This is a genomic window from Streptomyces sp. SID13726, from assembly GCF_010548375.1.
Taxonomy (GTDB): Bacteria; Actinomycetota; Actinomycetes; order Streptomycetales; family Streptomycetaceae; genus Streptomyces.
This window is the reverse complement of record NZ_JAAGLY010000012.1, coordinates 85,628-111,299: the sequence shown is the minus strand read 5'-3', so window position 1 is coordinate 111,299 and position 25,672 is coordinate 85,628. Positions and strand designations below refer to the sequence as shown.

At 70.8% G+C, this 25,672-nt stretch carries 26 protein-coding genes; 24 read left to right on the top strand and 2 right to left on the bottom strand.

Features of this window, described 5'->3' with window-relative positions:
* Nucleotides 1-3: 3 nt before the first annotated feature.
* The 3 genes from G3I78_RS28665 (at nt 4) to ftsH (ending at nt 6,064) form a co-directional block, all read left to right on the top strand.
* Nucleotides 4-2,457, top strand: coding sequence for a [protein-PII] uridylyltransferase (locus tag G3I78_RS28665; RefSeq protein ID WP_164429674.1), 2,454 nt, complete (start codon nt 4-6; stop codon nt 2,455-2,457).
* A gap of 81 nt (nt 2,458-2,538) precedes the next feature.
* Nucleotides 2,539-4,086, top strand: a complete 1,548-nt coding sequence (gene ffh, locus G3I78_RS28660) for a signal recognition particle protein (protein WP_164429673.1) — start codon at nt 2,539-2,541, stop codon at nt 4,084-4,086.
* Nucleotides 4,087-4,135: 49 nt separating this feature from the next.
* Complete coding sequence (gene ftsH, locus G3I78_RS28655; RefSeq protein ID WP_164429672.1) at nt 4,136-6,064, top strand: ATP-dependent zinc metalloprotease FtsH; 1,929 nt, start codon at nt 4,136-4,138, stop codon at nt 6,062-6,064.
* 6 nt (nt 6,065-6,070) lie between these two features.
* Here the strand turns inward: ftsH and G3I78_RS28650 are convergent, their stop codons facing one another.
* Nucleotides 6,071-6,928, bottom strand: a complete 858-nt coding sequence (locus tag G3I78_RS28650; protein WP_164429671.1) for an SAM-dependent methyltransferase — start codon at nt 6,926-6,928, stop codon at nt 6,071-6,073.
* A 199-nt stretch (nt 6,929-7,127) separates the two neighbouring features.
* Between G3I78_RS28650 and proS the strand changes: the two genes are divergently transcribed.
* The 18 genes from proS to G3I78_RS28560 all read left to right on the top strand — a co-directional run bounded on the left by proS (nt 7,128) and on the right by G3I78_RS28560 (nt 21,753).
* Nucleotides 7,128-8,543, top strand: a complete 1,416-nt coding sequence (proS, locus tag G3I78_RS28645) for a proline--tRNA ligase (protein WP_164429670.1) — start codon at nt 7,128-7,130, stop codon at nt 8,541-8,543.
* A gap of 261 nt (nt 8,544-8,804) precedes the next feature.
* A complete protein-coding gene (locus G3I78_RS28640) occupies nt 8,805-9,407 on the top strand; it encodes a hypothetical protein (RefSeq protein ID WP_123991862.1) in 603 nt (200 codons plus the stop codon).
* Between the two features lie 254 nt (nt 9,408-9,661).
* Complete coding sequence (gene rpsP, locus G3I78_RS28635) at nt 9,662-10,081, top strand: 30S ribosomal protein S16 (protein WP_164429669.1); 420 nt, start codon at nt 9,662-9,664, stop codon at nt 10,079-10,081.
* Nucleotides 10,082-10,083: 2 nt separating this feature from the next.
* Complete coding sequence (locus G3I78_RS28630) at nt 10,084-10,323, top strand: RNA-binding protein (protein WP_003973401.1); 240 nt, start codon at nt 10,084-10,086, stop codon at nt 10,321-10,323.
* Nucleotides 10,324-10,419: 96 nt separating this feature from the next.
* Complete coding sequence (gene rimM, locus G3I78_RS28625; RefSeq protein ID WP_164429667.1) at nt 10,420-10,962, top strand: ribosome maturation factor RimM; 543 nt, start codon at nt 10,420-10,422, stop codon at nt 10,960-10,962.
* Between the two features lie 3 nt (nt 10,963-10,965).
* Nucleotides 10,966-11,799 carry a tRNA (guanosine(37)-N1)-methyltransferase TrmD gene (trmD, locus tag G3I78_RS28620; protein WP_164429665.1) on the top strand — a complete coding sequence of 278 codons (834 nt, stop codon included), beginning with the start codon at nt 10,966-10,968 and terminating at the stop codon, nt 11,797-11,799.
* A gap of 136 nt (nt 11,800-11,935) precedes the next feature.
* Nucleotides 11,936-12,286: a 50S ribosomal protein L19 gene (rplS, locus tag G3I78_RS28615; protein WP_164429663.1), complete on the top strand. Its 351-nt coding sequence runs from the start codon at nt 11,936-11,938 to the stop codon at nt 12,284-12,286.
* A gap of 45 nt (nt 12,287-12,331) precedes the next feature.
* On the top strand, nt 12,332-13,027 hold the full coding sequence (gene lepB / locus G3I78_RS28610; protein WP_164429661.1) for a signal peptidase I: 696 nt from the start codon (nt 12,332-12,334) through the stop codon (nt 13,025-13,027).
* Complete coding sequence (lepB, locus tag G3I78_RS28605; RefSeq protein WP_164429659.1) at nt 13,020-14,114, top strand: signal peptidase I; 1,095 nt, start codon at nt 13,020-13,022, stop codon at nt 14,112-14,114. Before lepB (G3I78_RS28610) ends, lepB (G3I78_RS28605) begins: the two co-directional genes overlap by 8 nt.
* Nucleotides 14,002-14,973, top strand: a complete 972-nt coding sequence (gene lepB, locus G3I78_RS28600; RefSeq protein ID WP_164429657.1) for a signal peptidase I — start codon at nt 14,002-14,004, stop codon at nt 14,971-14,973. Before lepB (G3I78_RS28605) ends, lepB (G3I78_RS28600) begins: the two co-directional genes overlap by 113 nt.
* Before the next feature lie 114 nt (nt 14,974-15,087).
* Nucleotides 15,088-15,861: a signal peptidase I gene (gene lepB / locus G3I78_RS28595; RefSeq protein WP_164429655.1), complete on the top strand. Its 774-nt coding sequence runs from the start codon at nt 15,088-15,090 to the stop codon at nt 15,859-15,861.
* Nucleotides 15,851-16,375, top strand: a complete 525-nt coding sequence (locus tag G3I78_RS28590) for an NUDIX hydrolase (RefSeq protein ID WP_164429653.1) — start codon at nt 15,851-15,853, stop codon at nt 16,373-16,375. Before lepB (G3I78_RS28595) ends, G3I78_RS28590 begins: the two co-directional genes overlap by 11 nt.
* 56 nt (nt 16,376-16,431) lie before the next feature.
* Nucleotides 16,432-16,740, top strand: a complete 309-nt coding sequence (locus G3I78_RS28585; protein WP_003965949.1) for a DUF2469 domain-containing protein — start codon at nt 16,432-16,434, stop codon at nt 16,738-16,740.
* A gap of 120 nt (nt 16,741-16,860) precedes the next feature.
* Nucleotides 16,861-17,223, top strand: a complete 363-nt coding sequence (locus G3I78_RS28580; protein WP_164429651.1) for a YraN family protein — start codon at nt 16,861-16,863, stop codon at nt 17,221-17,223.
* Between the two features lies 1 nt (nt 17,224).
* Nucleotides 17,225-18,850 carry a YifB family Mg chelatase-like AAA ATPase gene (locus G3I78_RS28575; RefSeq protein WP_164429649.1) on the top strand — a complete coding sequence of 542 codons (1,626 nt, stop codon included), beginning with the start codon at nt 17,225-17,227 and terminating at the stop codon, nt 18,848-18,850.
* Nucleotides 18,847-20,004 (top strand): DNA-processing protein DprA, encoded by a 1,158-nt coding sequence (gene dprA, locus G3I78_RS28570; RefSeq protein ID WP_164429647.1) that lies wholly within the window; start codon nt 18,847-18,849, stop codon nt 20,002-20,004. Before G3I78_RS28575 ends, dprA begins: the two co-directional genes overlap by 4 nt.
* A 243-nt stretch (nt 20,005-20,247) precedes the next feature.
* Complete coding sequence (gene whiG, locus G3I78_RS28565) at nt 20,248-21,090, top strand: RNA polymerase sigma factor WhiG (protein WP_164429645.1); 843 nt, start codon at nt 20,248-20,250, stop codon at nt 21,088-21,090.
* A gap of 105 nt (nt 21,091-21,195) precedes the next feature.
* Nucleotides 21,196-21,753, top strand: coding sequence for a TetR/AcrR family transcriptional regulator (locus G3I78_RS28560; RefSeq protein WP_164429897.1), 558 nt, complete (start codon nt 21,196-21,198; stop codon nt 21,751-21,753).
* 28 nt (nt 21,754-21,781) lie between these two features.
* Here the strand turns inward: G3I78_RS28560 and G3I78_RS28555 are convergent, their stop codons facing one another.
* A complete protein-coding gene (locus G3I78_RS28555; RefSeq protein ID WP_239158109.1) occupies nt 21,782-22,426 on the bottom strand; it encodes a M23 family metallopeptidase in 645 nt (214 codons plus the stop codon).
* 281 nt (nt 22,427-22,707) lie between these two features.
* Between G3I78_RS28555 and rpsB the strand changes: the two genes are divergently transcribed.
* The 3 genes from rpsB (at nt 22,708) to pyrH (ending at nt 25,586) form a co-directional block, all read left to right on the top strand.
* On the top strand, nt 22,708-23,643 hold the full coding sequence (gene rpsB / locus G3I78_RS28550; RefSeq protein ID WP_164429643.1) for a 30S ribosomal protein S2: 936 nt from the start codon (nt 22,708-22,710) through the stop codon (nt 23,641-23,643).
* A gap of 158 nt (nt 23,644-23,801) precedes the next feature.
* On the top strand, nt 23,802-24,638 hold the full coding sequence (gene tsf / locus G3I78_RS28545) for a translation elongation factor Ts (RefSeq protein ID WP_164429641.1): 837 nt from the start codon (nt 23,802-23,804) through the stop codon (nt 24,636-24,638).
* Between the two features lie 189 nt (nt 24,639-24,827).
* Entirely contained in the window at nt 24,828-25,586 is a 759-nt protein-coding gene (gene pyrH, locus G3I78_RS28540; protein ID WP_030315804.1) for a UMP kinase, read from the top strand.
* Nucleotides 25,587-25,672: the final 86 nt, after the last annotated feature.

Sequence of the window (25,672 nt, the reverse complement as noted above, 5' to 3'; positions counted from 1 at the left end):
TGGGTGACGAGCACGGACGTGCACAAGGACGTAGAGGACTCGGGACCCAGCGGCTACGCGGCGGCCCGGCTGCGCCTCCTCCAGGAGGGGGCGCGGTCCGGGCCGCCGCGCCGTTCCGCCCTCGCCGAACTGACGGACGACTGGCTCTCGGGGCTGTTCACCGCGGGCGCCGAGCAGCTGCGCGGGGTCTCCCTGATCGCCGTCGGCGGCTACGGCCGCGGCGAGCTGTCCCCGCGCAGCGACCTGGACCTGGTCCTGCTCCACGACGGCAGCGACTCGGGCGCGGTCGCCGCCCTGGCCGACCGCATCTGGTACCCGGTGTGGGACCTCGGCCTCGCCCTCGACCACTCCGTGCGCACCCCTATGGAGGCGCGCAAGACGGCCGGGGAGGATTTGAAAGTCCAACTCGGTCTCCTGGACGCCCGTCACATCGCCGGCGACCTGGGGCTGACAGCGGGACTGCGTACGGCGGTCCTCGCGGACTGGCGCAACCAGGCGCCCAAGCGGCTCCCCGAACTCCAGGAGCTGTGCGCCGAGCGCGCCGAGCGCCAGGGCGAGCTCCAGTACCTCCTGGAACCCGACCTCAAGGAGGCCCGCGGCGGACTCCGGGACGCCACCGCCCTGCGCGCCGTCGCCGCCTCCTGGCTGGCCGACGCCCCGCGCGAGGGCCTCGACGACGCCCGGCGCCGGCTGCTCGACGTCCGGGACGCCCTGCACCTGACCACGGGCCGCGCCACCGACCGGCTCGCCCTCCAGGAGCAGGACCAGGTCGCCGCCGAACTCGGCCTCCTGGACGCCGACACCCTGCTGCGCCAGGTCTACGAAGCGGCCCGCGTCATCTCGTACGCCAGTGACGTCACCTGGCGCGAGGTCGGCCGCGTGCTCAGGTCGCGTTCCGTACGGCCCCGGCTGCGGGCCATGCTCGGCGGCGGCAAGCCGGTGGCCGAGAGGTCTCCGCTGGCCGAGGGGGTCGTCGAGCAGGACGGCGAGGTGGTGCTCGCCCGTGCCGCGCGCCCCGACCGCGACCCCGTGCTCCCGCTGCGCGCCGCGGCCGCCGCGGCCCAGGCCGGGCTCCCGCTCTCCCTGCATGCCGTACGGCGCATGGCGGCCAACGCCCGCGCCCTGCCCACCCCGTGGCCCGCCGAGGCCCGCGAACAGCTCGTCACCCTGCTCGGCTCCGGACGCTCGACCGTCGACGTCTGGGAGGCGCTGGAGGCGGAGGGCCTGATCACCCGGCTGCTGCCCGACTGGGAGCGGGTCCGGTGCCGCCCGCAGCGCAACGCCGTGCACATCTGGACCGTCGACCGGCACCTCATCGAGACGGCCGTGCGCGCCTCCGAGTTCACCCGGCGCGTCCACCGCCCCGACCTGCTGCTGGTCGCCGCGCTGCTGCACGACATCGGCAAGGGCTGGCCGGGCGACCACTCGGTGGCCGGCGAGATCATCGCGCGCGACGTGGCGGGACGGATCGGCTTCGACCGCGACGACGTCGCCGTACTGGCGACTCTCGTACGGCACCACCTGCTGCTCGTCGACACCGCCACCCGGCGTGACCTGGAGGACCCGGCCACCGTGCGCTCCGTCGCCGAGGCGGTCGGGTCGCAGGGCACCCTGGAGCTGCTGCACGCGCTGACCGAGGCGGACGCCCTGGCCACCGGGCCGGCCGCCTGGTCGTCCTGGCGGGGCTCGCTCGTCGCCGACCTGGTCAAGCGGGTCGGTGCGGTGCTCGCCGGGGACGACCTCGACGAGCCCGAGGCCGCAGCGCCCACCGCCGAACAGGAGCGGCTCGCCATCGAGGCGGTCGCCACCGGCGGCCCGGTGCTGTCCCTGCGCGCGCAGACCGAGCCGCCCGCCGCCCCCGAGGGCGCGTCGGCCGGGGACCCCGAGCCGCTCGGCGTGGAACTCCTCATCGCCGTACCGGACCAGCCGGGCGTGCTCCCCGCCGTCGCCGGAGTGCTGGCCATGCACCGCCTGACCGTGCGCACCGCGGAACTGCGCGCCCTGGACCTGCCCGACGGCGTCGAGGGCGCCGTGCTCCTGCTGAACTGGCGGGTCGCCGCCCAGTACGGCTCGCTGCCGCAGGCCGCCCGGCTGCGCGCCGACCTCGTACGGGCCCTGGACGGCTCGCTGGACATCGCCGGGCGGCTGGCCGAGCGCGACGCCGCCTACCCCAGACGCCGGGGCGCCGTCGCGCCCCCCGCGCGCGTGACGGTCGCCCCAGCGGCCTCCCGGCACGCCACCGTCATCGAGGTACGCGCCCAGGACGCCCCCGGACTGCTCTTCCGGATCGGATCGGCGCTGGAGGACGCGGAGGTGCGGGTGCGCAGCATGCATGTGAGCACGCTGGGCGCCAACGCGGTCGACGCGTTCTACGTGACCGACGGCAAGGACGCCCCGCTGGCGAGCGGGGACGCGGCTTCCGTGGCGCGGAGACTAGAGGAGACGTTGCGGGGCTGACACGGGATCCCGGCTCAGCACCGAGCCGGGATACCCTGGAAGACGCTCACACTGCCCCCGACTCCGAGGACCGACGCCGCCGTGTTCGATACTCTCTCCGATCGCCTCTCAGCGACCTTCAAGAACCTCCGCGGCAAGGGGCGTCTGAGCGAGGCGGACATCGACGCCACCGCGCGCGAGATCCGGATCGCGCTGCTCGAAGCGGACGTGGCCCTGCCCGTCGTGCGGGCGTTCATCAAGAACGTCAAGGAGCGCGCCCTCGGCCCCGAGCTCGCCAACACGCGCTACCCCGCCCAGCGGGTCCTCGACATCGTCAACGAAGAGCTGGTCACCATCCTGGGCGGCCAGACGCGTCGCCTGCGCTTCGCCAAGCAGCCGCCGACCGTGATCATGCTCGCGGGTCTCCAGGGTGCCGGTAAGACCACTCTCGCGGGCAAGCTCGCCAAGCACCTCAAGGAAGAGGGCCACTCGCCCCTTCTGGTCGCCGCCGACCTCCAGCGCCCGAACGCGGTCACCCAGCTGAGCGTCGTCGCCGAGCGCGCCGGCGTGGCCGTCTTCGCCCCGGAGCCGGGCAATGGCGTGGGCGACCCGGTCAAGGTCGCCAAGGACTCGGTCCAGCACGCGAAGGCCAAGGTCCACGACATCGTGATCGTGGACACCGCCGGCCGCCTCGGCATCGACCAGGACATGATGCGGCAGGCCGCGGACATCCGGGACGCGGTCTCTCCGGACGAGATCCTCTTCGTCGTCGACGCGATGATCGGCCAGGACGCCGTGAACACCGCGGAGGCCTTCCGCGACGGCGTCGGCTTCGACGGTGTGGTCCTCTCCAAGCTCGACGGCGACGCCCGCGGTGGCGCGGCCCTGTCGATCGCCTCGGTCACCGGCAAGCCGATCATGTTCGCGTCGAACGGCGAGAAGCTGGAGGACTTCGACGTCTTCCACCCGGACCGGATGGCCTCCCGCATCCTCGACCTGGGTGACCTCGCCACCCTGTTCGAGAAGGCGGGCAAGGAGTTCAGCGAGGAAGAGGCCGCCAAGATGGCCTCCAAGCTCGCCTCCAAGAAGGGCCAGGACTTCACCCTCGACGACTTCCTGGCCCAGATGGAGCAGGTCAGGAAGATGGGCTCCATCTCGAAGCTCCTCGGGATGATGCCCGGCATGGGCCAGATCAAGGAGCAGATCAACAACATCGACGAGCGGGACGTCGACCGCACCGCCGCGATCATCAAGTCGATGACCCCGGCCGAGCGCGCCGACGCCACGATCATCAACGGCTCCCGCCGCGCCCGTATCGCCAGGGGCTCCGGCGTCGAGGTCAGCGCGGTGAAGAACCTCGTCGAGCGGTTCTTCGAGGCCCGCAAGATGATGTCCCGCATGGCCCAGGGCGGCGGGATGCCGGGCATGCCCGGGATTCCGGGCATGGGCGGCGGCCCCGGCCGGACCAAGAAGCAGCCGAAGCAGGCCAAGGGCAAGCAGCGCTCCGGCAACCCGATGAAGCGCAAGCAGCAGGAGCAGGAGGAGGCCGCGCGCAAGGCGGCCCAGGGCGGCAGCGCCTTCGGGGTGCCCGGCCAGCAGGCCCCGCAGGACTTCGAGCTGCCGGACGAGTTCAAGAAGTTCATGGGCTGAGTTCACCGCTGCGGGTGCCGGGGTTTGGCCCATGTCGTAACGTCCGGATATGACCAACCCCGCCCCGCCGCGCAAGTCTCCCGAGCAGCCCTGGCGTACCGAGGGCACCCCCGAGGAGCCGCCGAAGCCGCCCTCAGGCGGGCGCAGGCCGCGCGGCGGCTGGTGGAGCCTGATCGTCACCGCGCTGGTCGTGTACCTGATCGCCAACCTCGTGCTGTCCTTCTTCAACGAGGGCGACGAGCCGACGATCTCCTACACGGAGTTCAGCAAGCAGGTCGACGCCGGCAACGTCAGCAAGATCTACGCCAAGGGCGACGCCATCCAGGGCCAGCTCAAGAAGAAGCAGGACAACCCCGAGGGCGACGGCACCTACACCAAGTTCAACACCGAGCGGCCGACCTTCGCGGACGACCAGCTCTGGGAGGACCTGACCAAGCACAGTGTCACGGTCACCGCGGAGCCGGTCGTCCAGCACCGCAGCTTCCTGGCCAACCTGCTGATCGCGCTGGCCCCGATGCTGCTCCTGGTGGTGCTGTGGATCTTCATCGCCCGGCGGATGAGCGCGGGGCTCGGCGGCGCGGGCGGCATGCTCGGCCGCAAGACCCCGCCCAAACCGGTCGAGCTGGAGCCCGGCAAGAAGCGCACCACCTTCGAGGACGTGGCCGGCATCGACGAGGTCGAGGGCGAGCTGAACGACGTCGTCGACTTCCTGAAGAACCCCGACGCGTACCGGAAGATGGGCGCCAAGATGCCCCGCGGTGTGCTCCTCGCGGGCCCGCCCGGCACCGGCAAGACCCTGCTCGCGCGCGCGGTGGCCGGAGAGGCCGGGGTGCCGTTCTTCTCGGCCTCCGCGTCCGAGTTCATCGAGATGATCGTCGGCGCCTCACGCGTGCGTGAGCTGTTCGCCGAGGCCCGCAAGGTGGCCCCGTCGATCATCTTCATCGACGAGATCGACACCATCGGACGCGCGCGGGGCGGCGGTTCGGGCATGGGCGGCCACGACGAGCGCGAGCAGACCCTCAACCAGATCCTCACCGAGATGGACGGCTTCTCCGGGTCCGAGGGCGTCATCGTCATCGCCGCCACCAACCGCGCCGACGTCCTGGACCCGGCCCTGACCCGCCCCGGCCGCTTCGACCGGGTCGTCATGGTCTCGCCCCCGGACCGCGGCGGCCGCGAGGCCATCCTGGAGATCCACACCCGCGAGATCCCGCTCGCCGAGGACGTGAACCTCGCCCAGGTCGCCCGTACGACTCCGGGCATGACCGGCGCCGAACTCGCCAACCTCGCCAACGAGGCCGCGCTCCTCGCGGTCAAGCGCAAGCAGGAGCAGGTCACCCAGACCGACCTCTCGGAGGCCCTGGAGAAGGTCCAACTGGGCGCGGAACGGCCCCTGGTGATGCCCGAGGAGGAGCGCCGGCGCACCGCCTACCACGAGAGCGGACACGCCCTCCTCGGCATGCTCCAGCCCGGCGCCGACCCCGTCCGCAAGATCACCATCGTCCCGCGCGGCCGGGCCCTCGGCGTCACGCTCTCGACGCCGGACGCCGACAAGTACGCGTACACCGAGGAGTACCTGCGCGGCCGGATCATCGGCGCGCTCGGCGGCATGGCGGCGGAGCAGGTCGTCTACGGCGTCATCACCACCGGCGCGGAGAGCGACCTGGAACAGGTCACCAACATCGCGCGCGGGATGGTCGCGCGGTGGGGCATGAGCGAGCGGGTGGGCCGTCTGTCCGCCCTCCCCAACGACGTCCAGCAGGCGTACGGACTCGCCGCCGCGCCCCAGACCCTCGACGTGATCGACGGCGAGATGCGGCGGATCGTCGACGAGTGCTACGACGAGGCGTGCCGCAAGCTCACCGAGCACCGGGGCCAACTGGACGCGCTGGCCCAGGCGTTGCTGGAGAACGAGACGCTGGAGGAGGCGGACGCGTACCGGATCGCGGGGGTCACGCGGCTGACGAAGGACTCCTGAGCGGACTCAGGGAACTCTCGCGATCAGGTACCGGAAGACGTTCGGCATCCACACCGTGCCGTCCCGGCGCTGGTAAGGATGCAGGGCTTCCGCCAACTCCTTGTCCACCTGGGCCTGGTCGGTCGCCTCGGCGGCCGCGTCGAAGAGCCCGGTCGACAGCAGCCCCCTGAGCGCGCTGTCGGGATCGGCGTACCCGAAGGGACAGGACACCCGCCCCGAACCGTCCGGCCTGAGCCCGGCCCGCTGGGCGACCTCCTCCAGGTCGTCGCGCAGGGCCGGGCGCCAACTGCCCGTGCTGCGCAGGGGATCCGCCAGCCTGGTGGCCACCCGCAGCACGGACGACGTGGCGCACCGCTCCGGCGGACCCCAGCCGGCGAGCACCACGGGCGCCCCCCGCGCGGCGAGCGGAGTCGCCGAGCCGAGCAGCTCCTCCAGGCCCTCCGCGTCGCCCGCGAGACACCCGATCGGCTCGAAGGCGGTCACGACGGTGTACGGGGGAGTGCCGGCGCCCGTGGTGGCCTCGGGCGGTCCGTCGACGAGCCGGGTCCCGCCACGCGCGCGCGTGGTCCACGTGTCCGGCAGCAGACGCTCTCTCGCGAGGGCCAGCCGCTCGGGTGCGGAGGACTCGACACCGGAGACCGCGGCGCCCCGGGAGGCGGCCATCAGCAGGGCGAGTCCGCTGCCGCAGCCGAGGCCCAACAGCCGTGTCTCCGGGCCCACTTCCAGTCGCTCGTAGACGGCCTCGTACAGCGGAACCAGCATCCGCTCCTGGATCTCGGACCAGTCACGCGCGCGTGCACCGGGGTCCGCGCGGGAGGTGTCTCCCGCCGAGGGCAGGTGCTGCCGCACGAGCGTAGGTGTCATGGATAAGCGCCCCAATCCGCCGAGAGTTGCCTCTGTGCCCGATCACGTGGCCCCCGTGACGTGCGCTCGCACTCCCCCCGTATGCCAGGTAACTCCGCACTCGACCGCTCGTCCAGAGGGTGTGGGCCCCGGCTTGCGGCTCGGCCACGCGGGCGAAAAGAATTCACATGACGGCAACGTGTGCCCGTAGCATCCCGCTATGGCAAAGGCACCTGTTCTCACGCCCCGGGCGGACGACTTTCCGCGCTGGTACCAGGATCTGATCACCAAGGCCGAACTGGCCGACAACGGTCCGGTGCGCGGCACCATGGTCATCCGACCGTACGGGTACGGGCTGTGGGAGCGGATGCAGGCCGAGATGGACGCCCGCATCAAGGAGACGGGCACCCAGAACGCGTACTTCCCGCTGCTGATCCCGCAGTCGTACCTCACCCGCGAGGCCGACCACGTCGAGGGCTTCGCGCCCGAACTCGCGGTCGTCACCCACGGCGGCGGCAAGGAACTCGAAGAGCCCGCGGTCGTCCGCCCCACTTCCGAGATGATCATCAACGACTACTTCTCGAAGTGGGTGCAGAGCTACCGCGACCTGCCCCTGCTGATCAACCAGTGGGCCAACGTGGTGCGTTGGGAGCTTCGGCCCCGGCTGTTCCTGCGTACGACGGAGTTCCTGTGGCAGGAGGGCCACACCGCGCACGCCACCCGGGAGGACGCGCGCGCGTTCGCCTCGCACATCCACCGTGAGGTCTACGAGGACTTCATGACGAACGTCCTCGCCATGGACGTCGTCCCCGGCCGCAAGACCGTCAAGGAGCGGTTCGCCGGTGCCGTCAACACCCTCACGCTGGAAGGCATGATGGGCGACGGCAAGGCCCTCCAGATGGCCACCAGCCACGAGTTGGGCCAGAACTTCGCCAAGGCCTTCAACACCACGTACCTGTCGAAGGACGGCACCCAGGAACTCGTCTGGCAGACCTCCTGGGGCTCGACCACCCGCATGATCGGCGCCCTGGTGATGATGCACGGCGACGACGACGGCCTGCGGGTCCCGCCGCGGCTGGCGCAGACCCAGGTCGTCGTACTCGCCATCAAGGGCGACGAAGCGGTTCTGGCCAAGGTCCGCGCGCTCGGCGATCAGCTGAAAGCCGCGGGTCTGCGCGTCCACGTCGACGACCGCACCGACACCCCCTTCGGCCGCCGCGCGGTCGACTGGGAGCTCAAGGGCGTGCCGGTCCGGGTCGAGGTCGGGCCCCGTGACCTGGAGAACGGCACCGCGATGGTGGCCCGCCGGATCCCGGGAGGCAAGGAGGCCGTGGCGCTGGATTCCCTGGCGGCCCTGCTCCCCGGGCTCCTTGAGGAGGACCAGGCGCTGCTGCTGGCCCAGTCCCGGGAGCGCCGTGTGTCCCGTACCGCCGACGTGTCGACGTTCGACGAGGCCGTCGAGGCCGCGGTCGGCGGCGGCTGGGCGCGGGTTCCGTGGGCGGTGCTCGGCGAAGAAGGCGAGGCCAGGCTGGGTGAGCACGGGGTGACCGTACGGTGTCTGGTCGCGGAGGACGGGTCGGTGCCGGGAACCGATGACGCCCCCGGTAACGTCGCAGTTGTCGCGCGCGCTTACTGAGACAGGGCCCTTCCGGTGCGAGAGCGACCGAAACGCCTCTTGCGCACCTGCGGATCACAGCCGCACCGGCGCGTGGACACGATCTACGCGCCGGGGCGTACCTCACACTACGCACCAGCTTGGTACGAGCTGTGAGGCTTCTCCGCAGATCAGCGCACCCGCCCTCGTCTCCACGCATCAGCGGCAACTGACGGGTACGTGCAAATTATTTGGGATGCCCCGGAATAGGAACACAGCGGCACTCTGGCTCGTTGTCATTACGTGAGCACGACACAGACACCACCTGTTCTCGCCGCAGAGCTGGCAGAGGCGTGGGCCGACATTCAGCGGTACCACCCCGAACTGCCGGACCTTGCCGCGCCAGAGTCCCTGATCGGGGAGTCGTCGTCCGCGTGCGGTCACGAGCTCTCCTTCGAGCGACTGCTTCACGAGGCAGTCCACGGCATCGCCGCCGCGCGAGGCATTCGCGACACCTCCCGCGCCGGCCGCTACCACAACCGCAGATTCCTCGCGATCGCCGAGGAGATGGGCCTGGACCACCCGGAGGAGCCGCATCCGAGCAGCGGTTTCTCCCTGGTCACGCTCACCCCCGAGGCCAAGCGCCGCTACCGCCCGACCATCGAGCGGCTCCAGCGCGCGCTGAAGGCCCACACCGCGGCCACCTCCGCGGACACCGCCCGCTCCTTCCGGGGCCCGGCGGCCCGGCACGGCTCCTCCGGGGGCGGCGTCCGGGTCAAGGCGGTCTGCGACTGCGGGCGCAACGTACGGGTCGTCCCGTCGGTCCTCGCCCAGGCGCCGATCGTCTGCGGGGGCTGCGGGAAGCCGTTCCGGATCCCCGAGATCGTGGGCGCCGCGGCGGGCTGAGATCGCGGCTGCTCGTGGCAGTCGCGCTCCTGCCCGGGGGCACCCGGTGTGCCGGGTGCCCCTCAGGCATGCGCGTGCGCGGCCTTCGGTCCGAGGGGAGCCGCGGGGTGTGGCACAATGGCTAGCTGTACTCGACAGCCGCACAGGAACCCTCTCGCCTCCGGCTGACGCGTCCATCGGGCACTCGGGTACCGCAACCCCACGCGGCAATCTCGCCGTGCCCAACCACGTCAAAACCAGGAGAACCCACTCCCGTGGCAGTCAAGATCAAGCTGAAGCGTCTGGGCAAGATCCGTTCGCCTCACTACCGCATCGTCGTCGCCGACTCCCGCACCCGCCGTGACGGCCGTGCGATCGAGGAGATCGGCCTGTACCACCCGGTGCAGAACCCCTCGCGCATCGAGGTCGACACCGAGCGTGCGCAGTACTGGCTGGGTGTCGGCGCGCAGCCGACCGAGCCGGTTCTCGCCATCCTCAAGCTGACCGGCGACTGGCAGAAGTTCAAGGGCCTGCCGGCTCCGGCTCCGCTGCTCGTGGCCGAGCCGAAGGCCACGCGCCCGGTGTTCGACGCCCTCGGTGGCGACGACGAGGGCAAGGGTGAGGCCATCACCCAGAAGAAGAAGGCCGAGAAGAAGGACGAGGCCGCCGCCGAGTCCGAGTCGACCGAGGCCTGAGCATGCTCGAGGAGGCTCTCGAGCACCTCGTGAAGGGCATCGTCGACAACCCCGACGATGTGCAGGTCGCCTCGCGCAACCTGCGCCGCGGGCGGGTGCTCGAGGTCCGGGTGCACCCCGACGACCTCGGCAAGGTGATCGGCCGCAACGGCCGCACCGCACGTGCCCTGCGTACCGTCGTGGGCGCAATCGGCGGCCGCGGTGTCCGTGTCGACCTCGTCGACGTGGACCACGTCCGCTGACGCAGCACAGCACCGGCACGGGCCGGGGAGGGCCGCCTGGCCGTCCCCGGCCCGTAGTCGTTGGTTAAGGGTCCTCACCACAGGAGATCTTGGAAAGTGCAGCTCGTAGTCGCTCGGATCGGCCGCGCCCACGGCATCAAGGGCGAGGTCACCGTAGAGGTCCGTACCGACGAGCCGGAACTCCGGCTCGCGCCCGGCGCCGTGCTGGCGACCGACCCCGCCTCGACCGGCCCGCTCACCATCGAGACCGGCCGGGTCCACAGCGGCCGGCTCCTCCTGCGCTTCGAGGGCGTGAAGGACCGCACCGCCGCCGAAGCCCTCCGTAACACCCTCCTCATCGCCGAGGTCGACCCGGAGGAACTTCCGGAGGAGGAGGACGAGTACTACGACCACCAGCTCATGGACCTCGACGTGGTCACCGCCGACGGCATCGAGGTCGGCCGGATCACCGAGATCTCGCACCTGCCCTCCCAGGACCTCTTCATCGTGGAGCGGCCCGACGGCAGCGAGGTGATGATCCCGTTCGTCGAGGAGATCGTCGCCGAGATCGACCTGGAGGAGCAGAAGGCGGTCATCACCCCGCCGCCCGGGCTGATCGACGACCGGGCCGAGATCGCCTCCTCGCGGGAAGAGTCGTAGAAGATGCGCCTCGACGTCGTCACGATCTTCCCCGAGTACCTCGAACCCCTGAACGTCTCCCTGGTCGGCAAGGCACGCGCGCGTGGGCAGCTCCAGGTGTGCGTGCACGACCTGCGCGCGTGGACGTACGACCGCCACAACACCGTCGACGACACCCCGTACGGCGGCGGCCCGGGCATGGTCATGAAGACCGGACCCTGGGGCGACGCCCTGGACTCCGCGCTCGCCGACGGCTACGAGACCGGCTCCCACGGGCCCGCCCTCATCGTGCCCACGCCCAGCGGCCGTCCCTTCACCCAGGAACTCGCCGTGGAGCTCTCCGAGCGCCCCTGGCTGATCTTCACGCCCGCGCGCTACGAGGGCATCGACCGCCGGGTGATCGACGAGTACGCCACCCGGATGCCCGTTTACGAGGTGTCCATCGGCGACTACGTCCTCGCCGGCGGCGAGGCGGCCGTACTGGTGATCACCGAGGCCGTGGCCCGGCTGCTGCCCGGTGTCCTCGGCAACGCCGAGTCGCACCGCGACGACTCCTTCGCGCCCGGAGCCATGGCCAACCTCCTGGAGGGGCCCGTCTACACCAAGCCGCCCGAGTGGCGCGGCCAGGGCATCCCGGACGTGCTGCTCAGCGGGCACCACGGCAAGATCGCCCGCTGGCGCCGCGACGAGGCGCTCAGGCGTACGACCGCCCACCGGCCCGACCTCGTCGAGCGCTGCGATCCCAAGGTCTTCGACAAGAAGGACCGCGAGATGCTCTCCATCCTGGGCTGGGCGCCGGACCCCGCGGGGGAGTCGTACGGCCGATTTTGGCGCAGGCCGGAAGGCATGGAAGAATAGGCCGCTGTTGTGCGCTGTCCGGTGTGCGCCCCTGCCACAGGGGGACACGACGCCCGTCCCGACACGTACGGCCACTCTCACCTGAACACCTAGATGCCGTTGATGACCTGTGGCATCAGCGAAGAAAGCAGACGAAATGTCTCACCTGCTCGACACCGTCGACGCCGCGTCGCTGCGCAGCGACATCCCGGCCTTCCGCCCGGGTGACACCGTCAACGTCCACGTCCGCGTCATCGAGGGCAACCGCTCCCGTGTGCAGCAGTTCAAGGGCGTGGTCATCCGTCGCCAGGGCGCCGGTGTCCGCGAGACCTTCACGGTCCGCAAGGTCTCCTTCTCCGTCGGCGTCGAGCGCACCTTCCCGGTGCACACCCCGATCGTCGAGAAGATCGAGCTCGTCACCCGCGGTGACGTGCGTCGCGCGAAGCTGTACTACCTGCGCGAGCTGCGCGGCAAGGCCGCGAAGATCAAGGAGAAGCGCGAGAACTGAGCGCTTTCCGGGCGTCACAGCGGGGCCGGATAGCATCTGGCCCCGATGGACACCGAAGCACAGCCGACGGAGCGCGACCGCTCCTCCCGCCCTGCACCAGGGGCCGTGGAGGGACGGTCGCGTTTCGCGTTGGTGGCGAGAATCACCGAGTGGCTGCCCGGCGGCCGGATCACCCTGGCCCTGCTGGTCTGCCTGGTGTTTCTGCTGCTGCTGAGCAGCTTCGTGGTCAGACCTTTCCAGATTCCCAGCGGATCCATGGAAAACGGATTGAGGATCGGTGACCGCGTTCTCGTAAATAGGTTGGCGTACCGTTTCGGTGCCGAGCCGCGGCGCGGCGATGTGGTGGTCTTCGACGGAACTGGGTATTTCGGGGACGGCGACTACATCAAGCGCGTTGTGGGTGTGGGGGGAGACCACGTGGTCTGCTGCGACGAGAAGGGGAGGATCCAGGTGAACGGCCGGTCGGTCGACGAGTCGGGCTTCCTGTACCCGGGCGACAGTCCGTCCACGGTGCCCTTCGACGTCGAGGTGCCCGACGGCAGCCTGTTCGTCCTCGGTGACCACCGCAGTGTCTCCAGCGACTCCCGTGACCATCTGGGCTCGCCCGGCGGCGGCATGGTCCCCGTCGACGACGTCCTCGGCCGGGCCGACTGGATCGTCTGGCCCGCCGGCCACGCGACCCGGCTGCCGCGTACCGGCGCCTACGCGCGCGTGCCCGCGGTGGAGGGCGCGCATGGGTAACCGTGGAAAACCACGCGGGGTGCCGACCACCGCGGCCGACCAGCTGCTGCCCACCGGCGTCCGGCGCGCCTCCGGTTCCTCCAGCGGCCGCTCGCGCGCGGAGCGGCGCAAGCTCCAGCGCAAGGTCAAGCGGCGCAGAAGGCGCGGCGCGGTCAAGGAGATACCGCTCCTCGTCGGCGTGGCCGTCCTCATAGCCCTCGTCCTGAAGACCTTCCTGGTCCAGGCGTTCGTGATCCCCTCCGGCTCGATGGAGCAGACGATCCGGATCGGCGACCGCGTCCTGGTCGACAAGTTCACGCCGTGGTTCGGTTCCGAGCCGAAGCGCGGCGACGTCGTCGTCTTCAAGGACCCCGGCGGCTGGCTCCAGGACGAGCAGACCACCACGAGGAAGGACGACCCTGTCGTCGTCAAGCAGGTCAAGGAAGGGCTCACCTTCATCGGCCTGCTGCCGTCCGACAACGAGAAGGACCTCATCAAGCGGGTCGTCGGCGTCGGCGGCGACCGCGTCAAGTGCTGTGACACCCAGGGCCGGGTCACCGTCAACGGCGTCCCCCTGAGCGAGACCGACTACCTGTATCCCGGGAACGCCCCGTCCACCCAGCAGTTCGACATCACCGTCCCCAAGGGGCGGCTGTGGGTGATGGGCGACCATCGCGCCAACTCCGCGGACTCCCGCGCGCACCAGGACACCGACTACGGCGGCACCGTCTCCCTGGACTCGGTCGTGGGACGGGCCCGGGTCATCGCGTGGCCCTTCGGGCACTGGACCTCGCTGAACGAACCGAAAACTTACTCTTCCGTTGCCGACTCGGCATCCGGGGCGACCGCAGCTTCCCAGCCGTCGCTTAGGGTTGCTCACGACGATCCGAACGAAACGATCCAACTCCCGAGCCCTGCGGAACTCCCGCTCGTTATGGGAGTGGTGGGCCTGCGCCGTATCCGGAGCAGGCGGCGGCACAGAGTAAGGAGTTGGCGTGGGGGATGTGGCGGTTGGCGCACGGTCCGGGCACGACGGCGAGGAGCACCGCGGACGCCCCGTGGGCGAAGCCGACCCGGCCACGGACAGCGCCGTGACCTCCGGGAGTGACTCCGGGGCGACCGAGGACGGTACGGCGACGGAGGTGCAGGGAGACGGGCCGGGCGACGCGGCCCCCAGGGCGAAGAAGCCACGCTCCTTCTGGAAGGAGCTGCCGATCCTGGTCGTCATCGCCCTCGTGCTGGCGCTGCTGATCAAGACGTTCCTGGTGCAGGCGTTCTCCATCCCCTCCGACTCGATGCAGAACACCCTCCAGCAGGGTGACCGCGTGCTGGTCGACAAGCTCACCCCCTGGTTCGGATCCGAGCCCGAGCGCGGCGAGGTCGTCGTCTTCCACGACCCCGACAACTGGCTGGCGGGCGAGCCGACGGCCGACCCGAACGCCGTGCAGACGTTCCTCTCCTGGATCGGCCTGATGCCCTCCGCCGAGGAGAAGGACCTCATCAAGCGCGTTATCGGCGTCGGCGGCGACACGATTTCCTGCGAGGGCACCGGCCCGCTGAAGGTCAACGGCCACGCACTGGACGAGTCGTCGTACGTCTACGCCGGCAACACCCCGTGCAGCCAGGACGACCAGGGCGGCCAGTTCACCGTGAAGGTCCCCAAGGGCTACATCTGGGTGATGGGCGACCACCGGCAGAACTCCCGTGACTCCCGCTACAACCAGTCGGACAAGCACCACGGCATGGTCCCGGTCGACGACGTCGTCGGTCGCGCCATCGTGAAGGCCTGGCCGATCAACCGCTGGGGCACGCTGCCGAAGCCGGACACCTTCGACCAGTCCGGCATCAACGACAAGGCTTCGGCGTCCGCGGTCCTGTCCGTCGCGCCGCAGGGGATCGCCCTCGTCGGTGTGCTGCCGGTGGCGCTGTGGCGTCGCAGGAAGATCGCCGCGGAACGCACTCGCTGAGACTTCCGGCCGTCCGGGATGCCACGGGCCTGGTGAAAGCTTTGCGGAGCTTGTCGCCGTGGCCGGGCAGGAGGGGCTGACCCGCTCAGGTACCGCCGGGTAGGGTGCGGGTCCATGGGTGGCGAGAGCACTGCACGTACGGCCCCGCGCGGCGGGAGCACCAGCACGGGCCCGGTGGGCAGCCGGACCGGACAGCGACTGTCCGGACTGGCCGTCGCACTGGGCATCGTGCTGTTCCTGGGGGGATTCGCCTGGGGAGCGGTGCTGTACCGGCCGTACACCGTGCCCACCAGCTCGATGACGCCCACGATCGACGCCGGCGACCGGGTGCTCGCGCAGCGCGTCGACGGCGACGAGATACGCCGGGGTGACGTCGTTGTCTTCACCGACACGACCTGGGTGACCAACGCCCCCGTGGTCAAGCGGGTCGTCGCGGTCGGCGGGGACACCGTCTCCTGCTGCACGGACGGGAAGCTGACCGTCAACGGCAAGCAGATCGACGAGGGCTATCTCAAGGGCCGCCCGGTCGAGGACAAGACCATCCCGACCGTGAAGGTGCCCAAGGGGCGGTTGTTCCTGCTCGGTGACGAGCGCCAGGGCTCGCTGGACTCCTCCGCCCACCTCACCGACGCGGCCCAGGGCACCGTCGCCGTCTCGGCCGTCAACGCGCGCGTGGACGCCGTCGTGTGGCCCATGAAGGGCATGCTGGAGCGCCCCACCGGCTTCGAGGCGCTCGGCACGCTCTCCTCGCCGGGGCCGCTGCGGATCGTCATCGCCCTGATCGTCGTCGGCGCGGTGCTGGTGCTGGGCGGCGGGGCGTACGGGCCGGTGGCCAAGCGGCTCGGCGGGCGCTCCCGGGCCCGGACGGAGCCCGTCGGTGCCGCATGAGGCGTCGGCGGCCTCCGGGGAGTCGTACGAGGGCGGACTGCGCAGGGTGGCCCGGGTGGTGCTGCTCGACCCCGAGGACCGCATTCTGCTGCTGCACGGGCACGAGCCGGACGACCCGGCCGACGACTGGTGGTTCACACCGGGCGGCGGAGTCGAGGGCGCCGAGACTCGTGAAGAGGCCGCGCTCAGGGAACTCGTCGAGGAGACCGGCATCACCGAGGTCGAGCTCGGTCCGGTGCTCTGGCGGCGGACCTGCTCCTTCCCGTTCGCGGGCCGTCGCTGGGACCAGGACGAGTGGTACTACCTGGCCCGTACGACGCAGACGGCCACCGAGGCGACGGGCCTCACCGAGCTGGAGCGGCGCACTGTCGCCGGAGCGCGCTGGTGGACGTGTCAGGAACTGACCCGGGCACATGAGACGGTGTATCCGACCAGACTCGCCGAGCTGCTGCGCAGGCTGCTCGACGAAGGTCCCCCGGCCCGGCCCGTGACCCTGGACACGGAAATCGTCTAGGGGCTGACGGGACTGGCGCACAATAGTGGGATCGCACGGCTGAAGGGGAACATGCCATGAGCGCCGAGGACCTCGAGAAGTACGAGACCGAGATGGAGCTCAAGCTCTACCGGGAGTACCGCGATGTCGTCGGTCTGTTCAAATACGTGATCGAGACCGAGCGGCGCTTCTACCTGACCAACGACTACGAGATGCAGGTGCACTCGGTCCAGGGTGAGGTGTTCTTCGAGGTGTCCATGGCGGATGCGTGGGTGTGGGACATGTATCGGCCGGCTCGCTTCGTGAAACAGGTCCGGGTGTTGACGTTCAAGGACGTGAACATCGAGGAGCTGAACAAGAGCGATCTGGAGCTGCCGGGCGGGTGACCCGGTCAGGGCGTTTTCGCTCGTGTGGGTGACGGAGTTCTCCACAACCGCTGAGTAGTCCACCAAGATCAACTCGGTGGGCGGGATTGCGTGATCGTCGGTGCCGGAGGTGGTGCCGACATGAACGCACGCAGTGCACTCGGCAAGTACGGCGAGAGTCTGGCCGCGCGGCGGCTGACCGAGGCCGGGATGACGGTCCTGGAGCGCAACTGGCGCTGTGGCAGGACCGGCGAGATCGACATCGTGGCGCGGGACGGAGAGGTCCTGGTCGTCTGCGAGGTCAAGACACGGCGGGCCGGTGCCTTCGAGCACCCCATGGCCGCGGTGACCCCCGAGAAGGCGGAGCGCCTGCGGTGCCTCGCCGCATCCTGGATCCACGCCCACGGAGGGGCGCCACCGGGAGGCGTCCGCATCGACCTGGTGGGCGTGGTGCTGCCGCAGCGCGGGGCACCCGTGGTCGAGCACGCGCGGGGGGTGGCCTGAGATGGGGTTCGCTCGTACGTGCTCGGTGGCGCTGGTCGGCGTCGAAGGGGTCGTGGTCGAGGTCCAGGCGGATCTGGAGCCGGGGGTCGCGGCGTTCACGCTGGTGGGGCTGCCGGACAAGAGCCTGACGGAGAGCCGGGACCGGGTCCGGGCGGCCGTCGTGAACTCGGGCGGTGAATGGCCCCAGAAGAAGCTCACGGTGGGGCTGAGCCCGGCGTCGGTGCCGAAGGCGGGCTCGGGGTTCGACCTCGCCGTCGCGTGTGCCGTGCTCGGCGCCTCCGAGCGGATCGACCCGCGGGTGCTCGCCGACATCGTGATGATCGGGGAGCTGGGCCTGGACGGGCGGGTGCGTCCGGTCCGGGGCATCCTGCCGGCGGTGCTGGCCGCCGCCGACGCCGGCTACGAACAGGTCGTCGTGCCGGAGTGCGCCGCGGCCGAGGCGGCCCTCGTGCCCGGGGTCTCCGTGCTGGGCGTGCGCAGCCTGCGCCAGCTCATCGCCGTCCTCGCGGACGAGCCGGTGCCCGACGAGGAACCGGACGACCCGGGCCGCCCGGACCCGCTGCTGGCCGGACTGCGGGTGCCCGGCACCGGTGCCGCCACCGGGATGCACAGCGCGGGCGCCGCACAGCAGGACCACGGACACGACCTGGCCGACGTGGTCGGGCAGCTCTCCGCCCGCACGGCGGTCGAGGTCGCGGCGGCCGGCGGCCACCATCTGTTCCTCGAAGGACCACCCGGTGCCGGCAAGACGATGCTCGCCGAGCGGCTGCCCGCCGTGCTGCCCCGGCTGACCCGGGAGGAGTCGCTGGAGGTGACGGCGGTGCACTCGGTGGCGGGCCTGCTGCCGCCGGGCAAGCCCCTCGTGGACATCGCCCCCTACTGCGCCCCGCACCACTCGGCCACCATGCAGGCCCTCGTCGGCGGCGGACCCGGTATCGCCCGCCCCGGGGCGGTGTCGCTGTCCCACCGGGGCGTCCTCTTCCTGGACGAGACACCCGAGTTCAACACCCAGGCCCTGGACGCGCTGCGGCAGCCGCTGGAGGCGGGGCACGTGGTGATCGCGCGCAGTGCGGGGGTCGTGCGGTTCCCTGCGAAGTTCCTGATGGTGCTTGCGGCCAATCCGTGTCCCTGCGGGCGCTTCTCCCAGAACGACGACTTCTGCGAGTGCCCGCCCTCGGCGATCCGGCGCTACCAGGCCCGGCTCTCCGGCCCGCTGCTCGACCGGGTCGACCTGCGGGTCCAGGTGGACCGGGTCACCCGGGACCAGCTGGCCGGACGCGGTGCCCGGGGCGAGTCGACCGCCGTGGTCGCGGACCGGGTGCGGGCGGCCAGGGAACGGGCGGCGACGCGGTTCGCCGGCACCCCCTGGCGGACCAACAGCGAGGTGCCCGGGCGTGAGCTGCGCAGTCGCTGGCACGCCGTGTCCGGGGCGATGGACGACGCCGAGCGCAATCTGGAACGCGGTGTGCTGACCGCGCGCGGACTCGACCGAGTCCTGCGGGTCGCCTGGACCGTCGCCGACCTCGTCGGCCACGACCGCCCCGACGCGACCGACGTCGCCCTCGCACTGCAACTGCGCACCGGAGTGCCACGGGGCGTGCCGATGGCCCTCGGGGCGCTGACGTGAGCGGCGGCGGACCCGACGACGAGTTGATCGAGCGGGTCTTCCTGGCTCGGGTGATCGAGCCCGGGGACGAGGTCGGGGGGCGGTGGATCCGGGAGTGGGGAGTGCGGGAGGTGGCCTCGCGGTTGCGGGGCGGTGGGGAGCCGTTGCCCGGGGTGGGTGAGAAGCGGTGGGGCGGGCTCAGAGCCCGGGCTCTCGTGGCCGACGCGCGGTTCGATCTCGAGGTCGCGGGGGAGGCCGGGGCGCGGTTCGTCGCCCCCGGGGACGCCGAGTGGCCGGGGCAGCTCGACGACCTCGGGGACGCGCGGCCGATCGGACTGTGGGTCCGCGGACGGGCCGGCCTGCGGATGTGGGCGCTGAGATCGGTGGCCGTGGTCGGCGCCCGCGCCTGTACCGAGTACGGGGCCCACATGGCCGCCACCCTCGGTACGGGTCTCGCCGAGCGCGGGTGGGTGGTCGTGTCCGGCGGCGCGTACGGCGTCGACGGCGCCGCCCATCGCGGGGCCCTCGGCGCGGGAGGTGCCACCGTCGCCGTCCTGGCCTGCGGGGTCGACCGGCCCTACCCGCGCGGACACGCCCAGTTGATCACCAGGATCGCGGAACAGGGCCTGGTGATCGGGGAGTTGCCGCCCGGCGATCATCCGACGCCCAGCAGATTCGTGCTGCGCAACAGGGTGATCGCCGCCCTCACCCGCGGCACCGTGGTCGTCGAGGCCGCCCACCGCAGCGGCTCCCTCGTCACCGCGCGGGCGGCGCAGCGGCTCGGGCGTCACACGATGGGCGTGCCCGGGCCGGCCACCAGCAGCCTGTCCGCCGGAGTGCACGAGTTGCTGCGCGGGGACGCCACGCTGGTCACCGACGCGGCGGAAGTCGTCGAACTGGTCGGCGACATGGGGGAGCTGGCACCGGACCGGCGCGGACCGGTGCTGCCGCGGGATCTGCTGGACCCTGCGGCCCGGAGAGTGCTGGCCGCGCTGCCGGGGTGGAGGGAGGCGGATGCGGCCGAGATCGCACGCGGCGCGCAGACCACGCGGGACGACGCGATCGCCAGACTATACGAACTCCGCTCACTTGGTTACGTCGAACGACACGGCGACGGCTGGAAGTTGACACGCCAGGCGATGATCTCCGTCCGGGGCGGTCGCGGTCCGTGCTGACCGAGCGTGTTCGGCCGTCCGGGGGAACCTCGAAGCCCTTGGGAATTCCCGCAGTTGGCGCATTCTGATGATCACGCACAGTGGTCGACGTCGACTCCCCGGAGTGTCGGGGGAACGCGTCTGCGCAGGGGTGCCGCCCCGCCCTTTGCGCACTGCGACTCTTCAGTCACGCTACGCTCACGGGGATTCCGACGCACTTCACACACAACGCGTACTTCACGGCAGAACGGCACAAGGCGACGAATGCCCCAGCACACCTCCGGGTCCGACCGGGCGGCGATCCCCCCAGCCGCCCGTGACGGTGGCTGCGTGCGGCCGCCCGCTCCCTCGACGCTCGACGAGCTGTGGCGGTCGTACAAGGCGACGGGAGACGAGCGGCTGCGCGAGCAGCTGATCCTGCACTACTCACCGCTCGTGAAGTACGTCGCCGGGCGGGTGAGCGTGGGGCTGCCGCCCAACGTCGAGCAGGCGGACTTCGTCTCCTCGGGGGTCTTCGGGCTGATCGACGCGATCGAGAAGTTCGACATCGACCGGGAGATCAAGTTCGAGACGTACGCGATCACCCGGATCCGCGGCGCGATGATCGACGAGTTGCGGGCGCTGGACTGGATCCCGCGGTCCGTGCGGCAGAAGGCGCGCAACGTCGAGCGGGCGTACGCGACGCTGGAGGCGCGGCTGCGGCGGACGCCGACGGAGGGCGAGGTCGCCGGCGAGCTGGGCATCGCGGTGGACGATCTGCACGCGGTCTTCAGCCAGTTGTCGCTGGCCAACGTGGTGGCGCTGGAGGAGCTGCTGCATGTCGGGGGCGAGGGCGGCGACCGGCTCAGCCTCATGGACACGCTGGAGGACACCGCCGCGGACAACCCCGTGGAGGTCGCCGAGGACCGGGAGCTCAGGCGGTTCCTGGCGCGGGCCATCAACACGCTGCCCGAGCGGGAGAAGACCGTCGTGACCCTGTACTACTACGAGGGCCTCACGCTCGCCGAGATCGGGAACGTGCTCGGGGTGACCGAGAGCAGGGTCAGTCAGATCCACACCAAGTCCGTGCTCCAGCTGCGTGCGAAGCTGGCCAGTTTCGGCCGCTGACCTGGCCGGATGACCGGCTGGTGGGGGCTGGTCGGGTGGAGTGACTCCCGCTGCGAGTGGTGCGTCCGTACAGTGGTTGACGTGCCAAGGATTCGAGCGGCCTCCGTGGCCGAGCACCGGTCGATGCAGCGAGCCGCCCTGCTGGACGCGGCTCGGTCGTTGCTGTCCGAGGGCGGGACGGAGGCGCTGACCTTCCCCGCTCTCGCCGAGCGGACGGGGCTCGCGCGGTCGTCCGTGTACGAGTACTTCAAGTCCCGGGCCGCCGTGGTCGAGGAGCTGTGCGAGGTCGACTTCCCGGTGTGGGCAGCGGACGTCTCGGCCGCGATGGAGCGGGCGTCCACGGCCGAGGGCAAGGTCGAGGCGTATGTGCGGCAGCAGCTGGCGCTGGTCGGGGACCGGCGGCATCGGGCCGTGGTCGCCATCTCCGCGAGTGAGCTGGACGCGGGGGCCCGGGAGAAGATCCGGGCGGCGCACGGCGGGCTCGTCGCGATGATCGTCTCGGCGCTCGGGGAGATGGGGCACGAGCAGCCCCGGCTGGCGGCGATGCTGGTGCAGGGGGTCGTGGACGCGGCTGTGCGGCGGATCGAGCTGGGGGCCGCGGAGGAGCCCGGCGTGATCACCGAGGCTGCGGTTTCCATGGCGCTGCGGGGTGTGCGGGGCTGAGGCGTGTCGGGGCCGGGCGGGGTGGGTTTCACTCGCCGGCGCTTGCCGGGTGCCGCTGCGCCCACCCGTGCCGCCCTGCGGCACGAGTGCCCGCAGCTACGGCAGTGGCCGACGGCGGCTGGGGCAGGGGGACGCCCAGTACGGGCAGCAGTCTCGACGGGCCCCTGTGCAGAAGCCACGGCGGTAGCAGCGACAGCGGGTCCAGGTAGGTCTCGCCTCTCAGCAGGCCCCAGTGGACGCACGTCGTCGAGCAGTGGGAGCCCGTCGGGTCCACCGTTCCGACCACCTCACCCGCCCCCACCTCGTCGCCCTTCTCCACCGACGCCGTCACCGGTTCGTAGGTCGTTCGAAGGTCTGTGCCGGTGAGTTCCACGGAGACCACTCCCTTGCCCGCCACCCGGCCCGCGAAGGAGACCCGTCCCGCCGCCACCGCCCGTACCGGGGTTCCGGCGGGTGCCGCCAGGTCCACGCCCCGGTGGCCGCGGGCGTACACCGTCGCCGGGGGTTCCCAGCCGCGCAGGACCGCCGGGCGGGCGCCCACGGGCCAGGTGCGGCCCAGGGCCGGTACCGACGTGTCCGTGGCCGTCGGGGTGAGGGGGACCAGGGGGCGCTCGGGCGCGAACACGGGGAGCGCACAGAGCAACCCCAGCGCCAGCCACGTACCGCATCGCATCACTCGCATGCGAGAACCGTCCCTCAGCAGGGGCGGTCGTGGCCGGGGCCTGTGGAGTACCGGCCGGTTGTGGACAGCGGCGTCACCCGGTACCCCGCGGGTCCCGTACACTTCTTCTGGCGATCCGGGTCACCGGGTCGACTTCGCACGCCCCGACATCAGGCCGCCAAGCGGTCGGTGTCAGCGCCTCTCGGTCCTTTGTGGCAAGGCGCGTCGCGGGCGTCAGGCGCGAGTGCCCACCGGTACCCGCGGTACAACCGAGAAAACCAAGGAGAACGGCCATGGCCGTCGTCACGATGCGGGAGCTGCTGGAGAGCGGCGTCCACTTCGGTCACCAGACCCGTCGCTGGAACCCGAAGATGAAGCGCTTCATCTTCACCGAGCGCAACGGCATCTACATCATCGACCTGCTCCAGTCGCTGTCGTACATCGACCGCGCCTACGAGTTCGTCAAGGAGACCGTCGCCCACGGCGGCACGGTCATGTTCGTCGGCACGAAGAAGCAGGCGCAGGAGGCCATCGCCGAGCAGGCCACCCGCGTCGGCATGCCCTACGTCAACCAGCGCTGGCTGGGCGGCATGCTCACCAACTTCTCGACCGTCTACAAGCGTCTGCAGCGCCTCAAGGAGCTCGAGCAGATCGACTTCGAGGACGTCGCCGCCTCGGGTCTGACCAAGAAGGAGCTTCTCGTGCTCTCGCGCGAGAAGGCCAAGCTGGAGAAGACCCTCGGTGGTATCCGCGAGATGCAGAAGGTGCCCAGCGCCGTCTGGATCGTGGACACCAAGAAGGAGCACATCGCGGTCGGCGAGGCCCGGAAGCTCAACATCCCGGTCGTCGCGATCCTCGACACCAACTGCGACCCCGACGAGGTCGACTACAAGATCCCGGGCAACGACGACGCGATCCGCTCCGTCACCCTGCTCACTCGTGTGATCGCCGACGCCGTCGCCGAGGGCCTCATCAGCCGCTCGCGCGTCGCCACCGGTGACAAGGGCGAGAAGGCCGCCGGCGAGCCGCTCGCCGAGTGGGAGCGCGACCTGCTCGAGGGGGGCGAGAAGAAGGCCGAGGAGACCCCGGCTGCTGAGGCTCCCGCCGCGGAGGCCGTCGAGGCTCCCGCCGCCGAGGCCCCGGCCGCCGAGGAGGCCCCCGCGGCCGAGGCTCCGGCCGCCGAGGCTCCCGCCGAGGCCGCTCCGGCCGCGGACGCCGAGCAGGCCTGACCCGTCAGCGTCAGGGGTGACGGCGGGAGCGGAGGCATCAACTCCGCTCCCGCCGTTCACCCGTAGGTCAGCGGAGAGTCGGCGGCCCCGGGCTAGATGGGGGCCGTAGACCCCGTAGATCTTCGATCTTCCAGACTTCGAGAAAGATTCACAGACTCATGGCGAACTACACCGCCGCCGACGTCAAGAAGCTCCGTGAGCTCACGGGCGCCGGCATGATGGACTGCAAGAAGGCGCTGGACGAGGCCGAGGGCGACGTCGAGAAGGCTGTCGAGGCGCTCCGGATCAAGGGCCAGAAGGGCGTCGCCAAGCGCGAGGGCCGCTCCGCCGAGAACGGCGCCGTGGTCTCGATCATCGCCGACGACAACTCCTCCGGCGTCCTGGTCGAGCTGAAGTGCGAGACGGACTTCGTCGCCAAGGGCGAGAAGTTCCAGGCCGTCGCCCACCAGATCGCCGAGCACGTCGCCGCGACCTCCCCGGCCGACCTGGAGACGCTGCTCGCCTCCGAGATCGAGGCCGGCAAGACCGTCCAGGCGTTCGTGGACGAGGCCAACGCCAACCTCGGCGAGAAGATCGTCCTGGACCGCTTCGCGCAGTTCGCCGACGGCTTCGTGACCGCGTACATGCACCGCACGATGCCCGACCTGCCCCCGCAGATCGGTGTCCTCGTCGAGCTGGACAAGCCGAACGCCGAGGTCGCCCGCGGTGTCGCGCAGCACATCGCCGCCTTCGCGCCGAAGTACCTCTCCAAGGAGGACGTGCCGGCCGAGGTCGTCGAGTCCGAGCGCCGCGTCGCCGAGGAGACCACCCGCGCCGAGGGCAAGCCCGAGGCCGCCCTGCCGAAGATCGTCGAGGGTCGCCTCAACGGCTTCTTCAAGGACGCCACGCTGCTCGGTCAGCCGTACGCGCTGGACAACAAGAAGTCGGTCCAGAAGGTTCTGGACGAGGCCGGTGTCACCCTGAAGCGCTTCACGCGCATCAAGGTCGGCATCTGAGTCCGTACCGCGAGCGACGCGCGGGCCCGATAGGGTCGTCAGCAGTCGTCCGGTACGCCGCCACGCACGCGCGTGGCGGACGACAGCAGATCTGACGAGGAGGCCATTGCCGCGCATGGGATGCGAACCAGTTCCCAACCGGCAGTGGCCTTCTTCGTATGTGCAACACGTGAAAGAGGCGGGATCTCCATGACCACCAAGGCCCAGAAGAGCGACGACGGCAAAGTACGCGGCCGGTTTCTGCTGAAGCTGTCCGGAGAGGCGTTCGCCGGTGGCGGGGGCCTGGGCGTGGACCCCGACGTGGTGCACAAGATCGCCCGTGAGATCGCCGCCGTCGTCCGGGACGGTGCCGAGATCGCCGTCGTCATCGGTGGCGGCAACTTCTTCCGCGGCGCCGAACTCCAGCAGCGCGGCATGGACCGGGCCCGCTCGGACTACATGGGCATGCTCGGCACCGTGATGAACTGCCTCGCCCTCCAGGACTTCCTGGAGAAGGAGGGCATCGACTCGCGCGTGCAGACCGCGATCACCATGGGCCAGGTCGCCGAGCCCTACATCCCGCTGCGTGCCGTGCGCCATCTGGAGAAGGGCCGCGTGGTCATCTTCGGCGCCGGTATGGGCATGCCGTACTTCTCCACCGACACCACCGCCGCCCAGCGCGCCCTGGAGATCGACGCCGAGGCGCTGCTGATGGGCAAGAACGGCGTGGACGGGGTCTACGACTCTGACCCGAAGACCAACCCCGACGCGGTCAAGTTCGACGCCCTCGGCTACGGCGAGGTCATCACCCGCGACCTCAAGGTCGCCGACGCCACCGCCGTCACACTGTGCCGCGACAACAAGCTCCCGATCCTGGTCTTCGAGCTCCTGGCGGAGGGCAATATCGCCCGCGCCGTCAAGGGTGAGAAGATCGGCACGCTGGTGGGTGACCAGGGCAGCCGGGACTGACCCGAGATGGACCCGGTCCCTGACCGGGGGATGGACAATGTCCTGCCGGTCGGGAACCGTGCAGGAAGAAGACGCGACGCAGCCGG

What these genes read in the sequence shown, in the direction of transcription:
- ftsH (WP_164429672.1), top strand. Translation starts at nt 4,136, where the DNA reads ATGACCAACCCCGCCCCGCCGCGCAAGTCTCCCGAGCAGCCCTGGCGT.
- G3I78_RS28650 (WP_164429671.1), bottom strand. Translation starts at nt 6,928, where the DNA reads ATGACACCTACGCTCGTGCGGCAGCACCTGCCCTCGGCGGGAGACACC.
- proS (WP_164429670.1), top strand. Translation starts at nt 7,128, where the DNA reads ATGGCAAAGGCACCTGTTCTCACGCCCCGGGCGGACGACTTTCCGCGC.
- G3I78_RS28630 (WP_003973401.1), top strand. Translation starts at nt 10,084, where the DNA reads ATGCTCGAGGAGGCTCTCGAGCACCTCGTGAAGGGCATCGTCGACAAC.
- trmD (WP_164429665.1), top strand. Translation starts at nt 10,966, where the DNA reads ATGCGCCTCGACGTCGTCACGATCTTCCCCGAGTACCTCGAACCCCTG.
- rplS (WP_164429663.1), top strand. Translation starts at nt 11,936, where the DNA reads ATGTCTCACCTGCTCGACACCGTCGACGCCGCGTCGCTGCGCAGCGAC.
- lepB (WP_164429661.1), top strand. Translation starts at nt 12,332, where the DNA reads ATGGACACCGAAGCACAGCCGACGGAGCGCGACCGCTCCTCCCGCCCT.
- lepB (WP_164429659.1), top strand. Translation starts at nt 13,020, where the DNA reads ATGGGTAACCGTGGAAAACCACGCGGGGTGCCGACCACCGCGGCCGAC.
- lepB (WP_164429655.1), top strand. Translation starts at nt 15,088, where the DNA reads ATGGGTGGCGAGAGCACTGCACGTACGGCCCCGCGCGGCGGGAGCACC.
- G3I78_RS28585 (WP_003965949.1), top strand. Translation starts at nt 16,432, where the DNA reads ATGAGCGCCGAGGACCTCGAGAAGTACGAGACCGAGATGGAGCTCAAG.
- G3I78_RS28580 (WP_164429651.1), top strand. Translation starts at nt 16,861, where the DNA reads ATGAACGCACGCAGTGCACTCGGCAAGTACGGCGAGAGTCTGGCCGCG.
- G3I78_RS28575 (WP_164429649.1), top strand. Translation starts at nt 17,225, where the DNA reads ATGGGGTTCGCTCGTACGTGCTCGGTGGCGCTGGTCGGCGTCGAAGGG.
- whiG (WP_164429645.1), top strand. Translation starts at nt 20,248, where the DNA reads ATGCCCCAGCACACCTCCGGGTCCGACCGGGCGGCGATCCCCCCAGCC.
- G3I78_RS28555 (WP_239158109.1), bottom strand. Translation starts at nt 22,426, where the DNA reads ATGCGATGCGGTACGTGGCTGGCGCTGGGGTTGCTCTGTGCGCTCCCC.
- rpsB (WP_164429643.1), top strand. Translation starts at nt 22,708, where the DNA reads ATGGCCGTCGTCACGATGCGGGAGCTGCTGGAGAGCGGCGTCCACTTC.
- tsf (WP_164429641.1), top strand. Translation starts at nt 23,802, where the DNA reads ATGGCGAACTACACCGCCGCCGACGTCAAGAAGCTCCGTGAGCTCACG.
- pyrH (WP_030315804.1), top strand. Translation starts at nt 24,828, where the DNA reads ATGACCACCAAGGCCCAGAAGAGCGACGACGGCAAAGTACGCGGCCGG.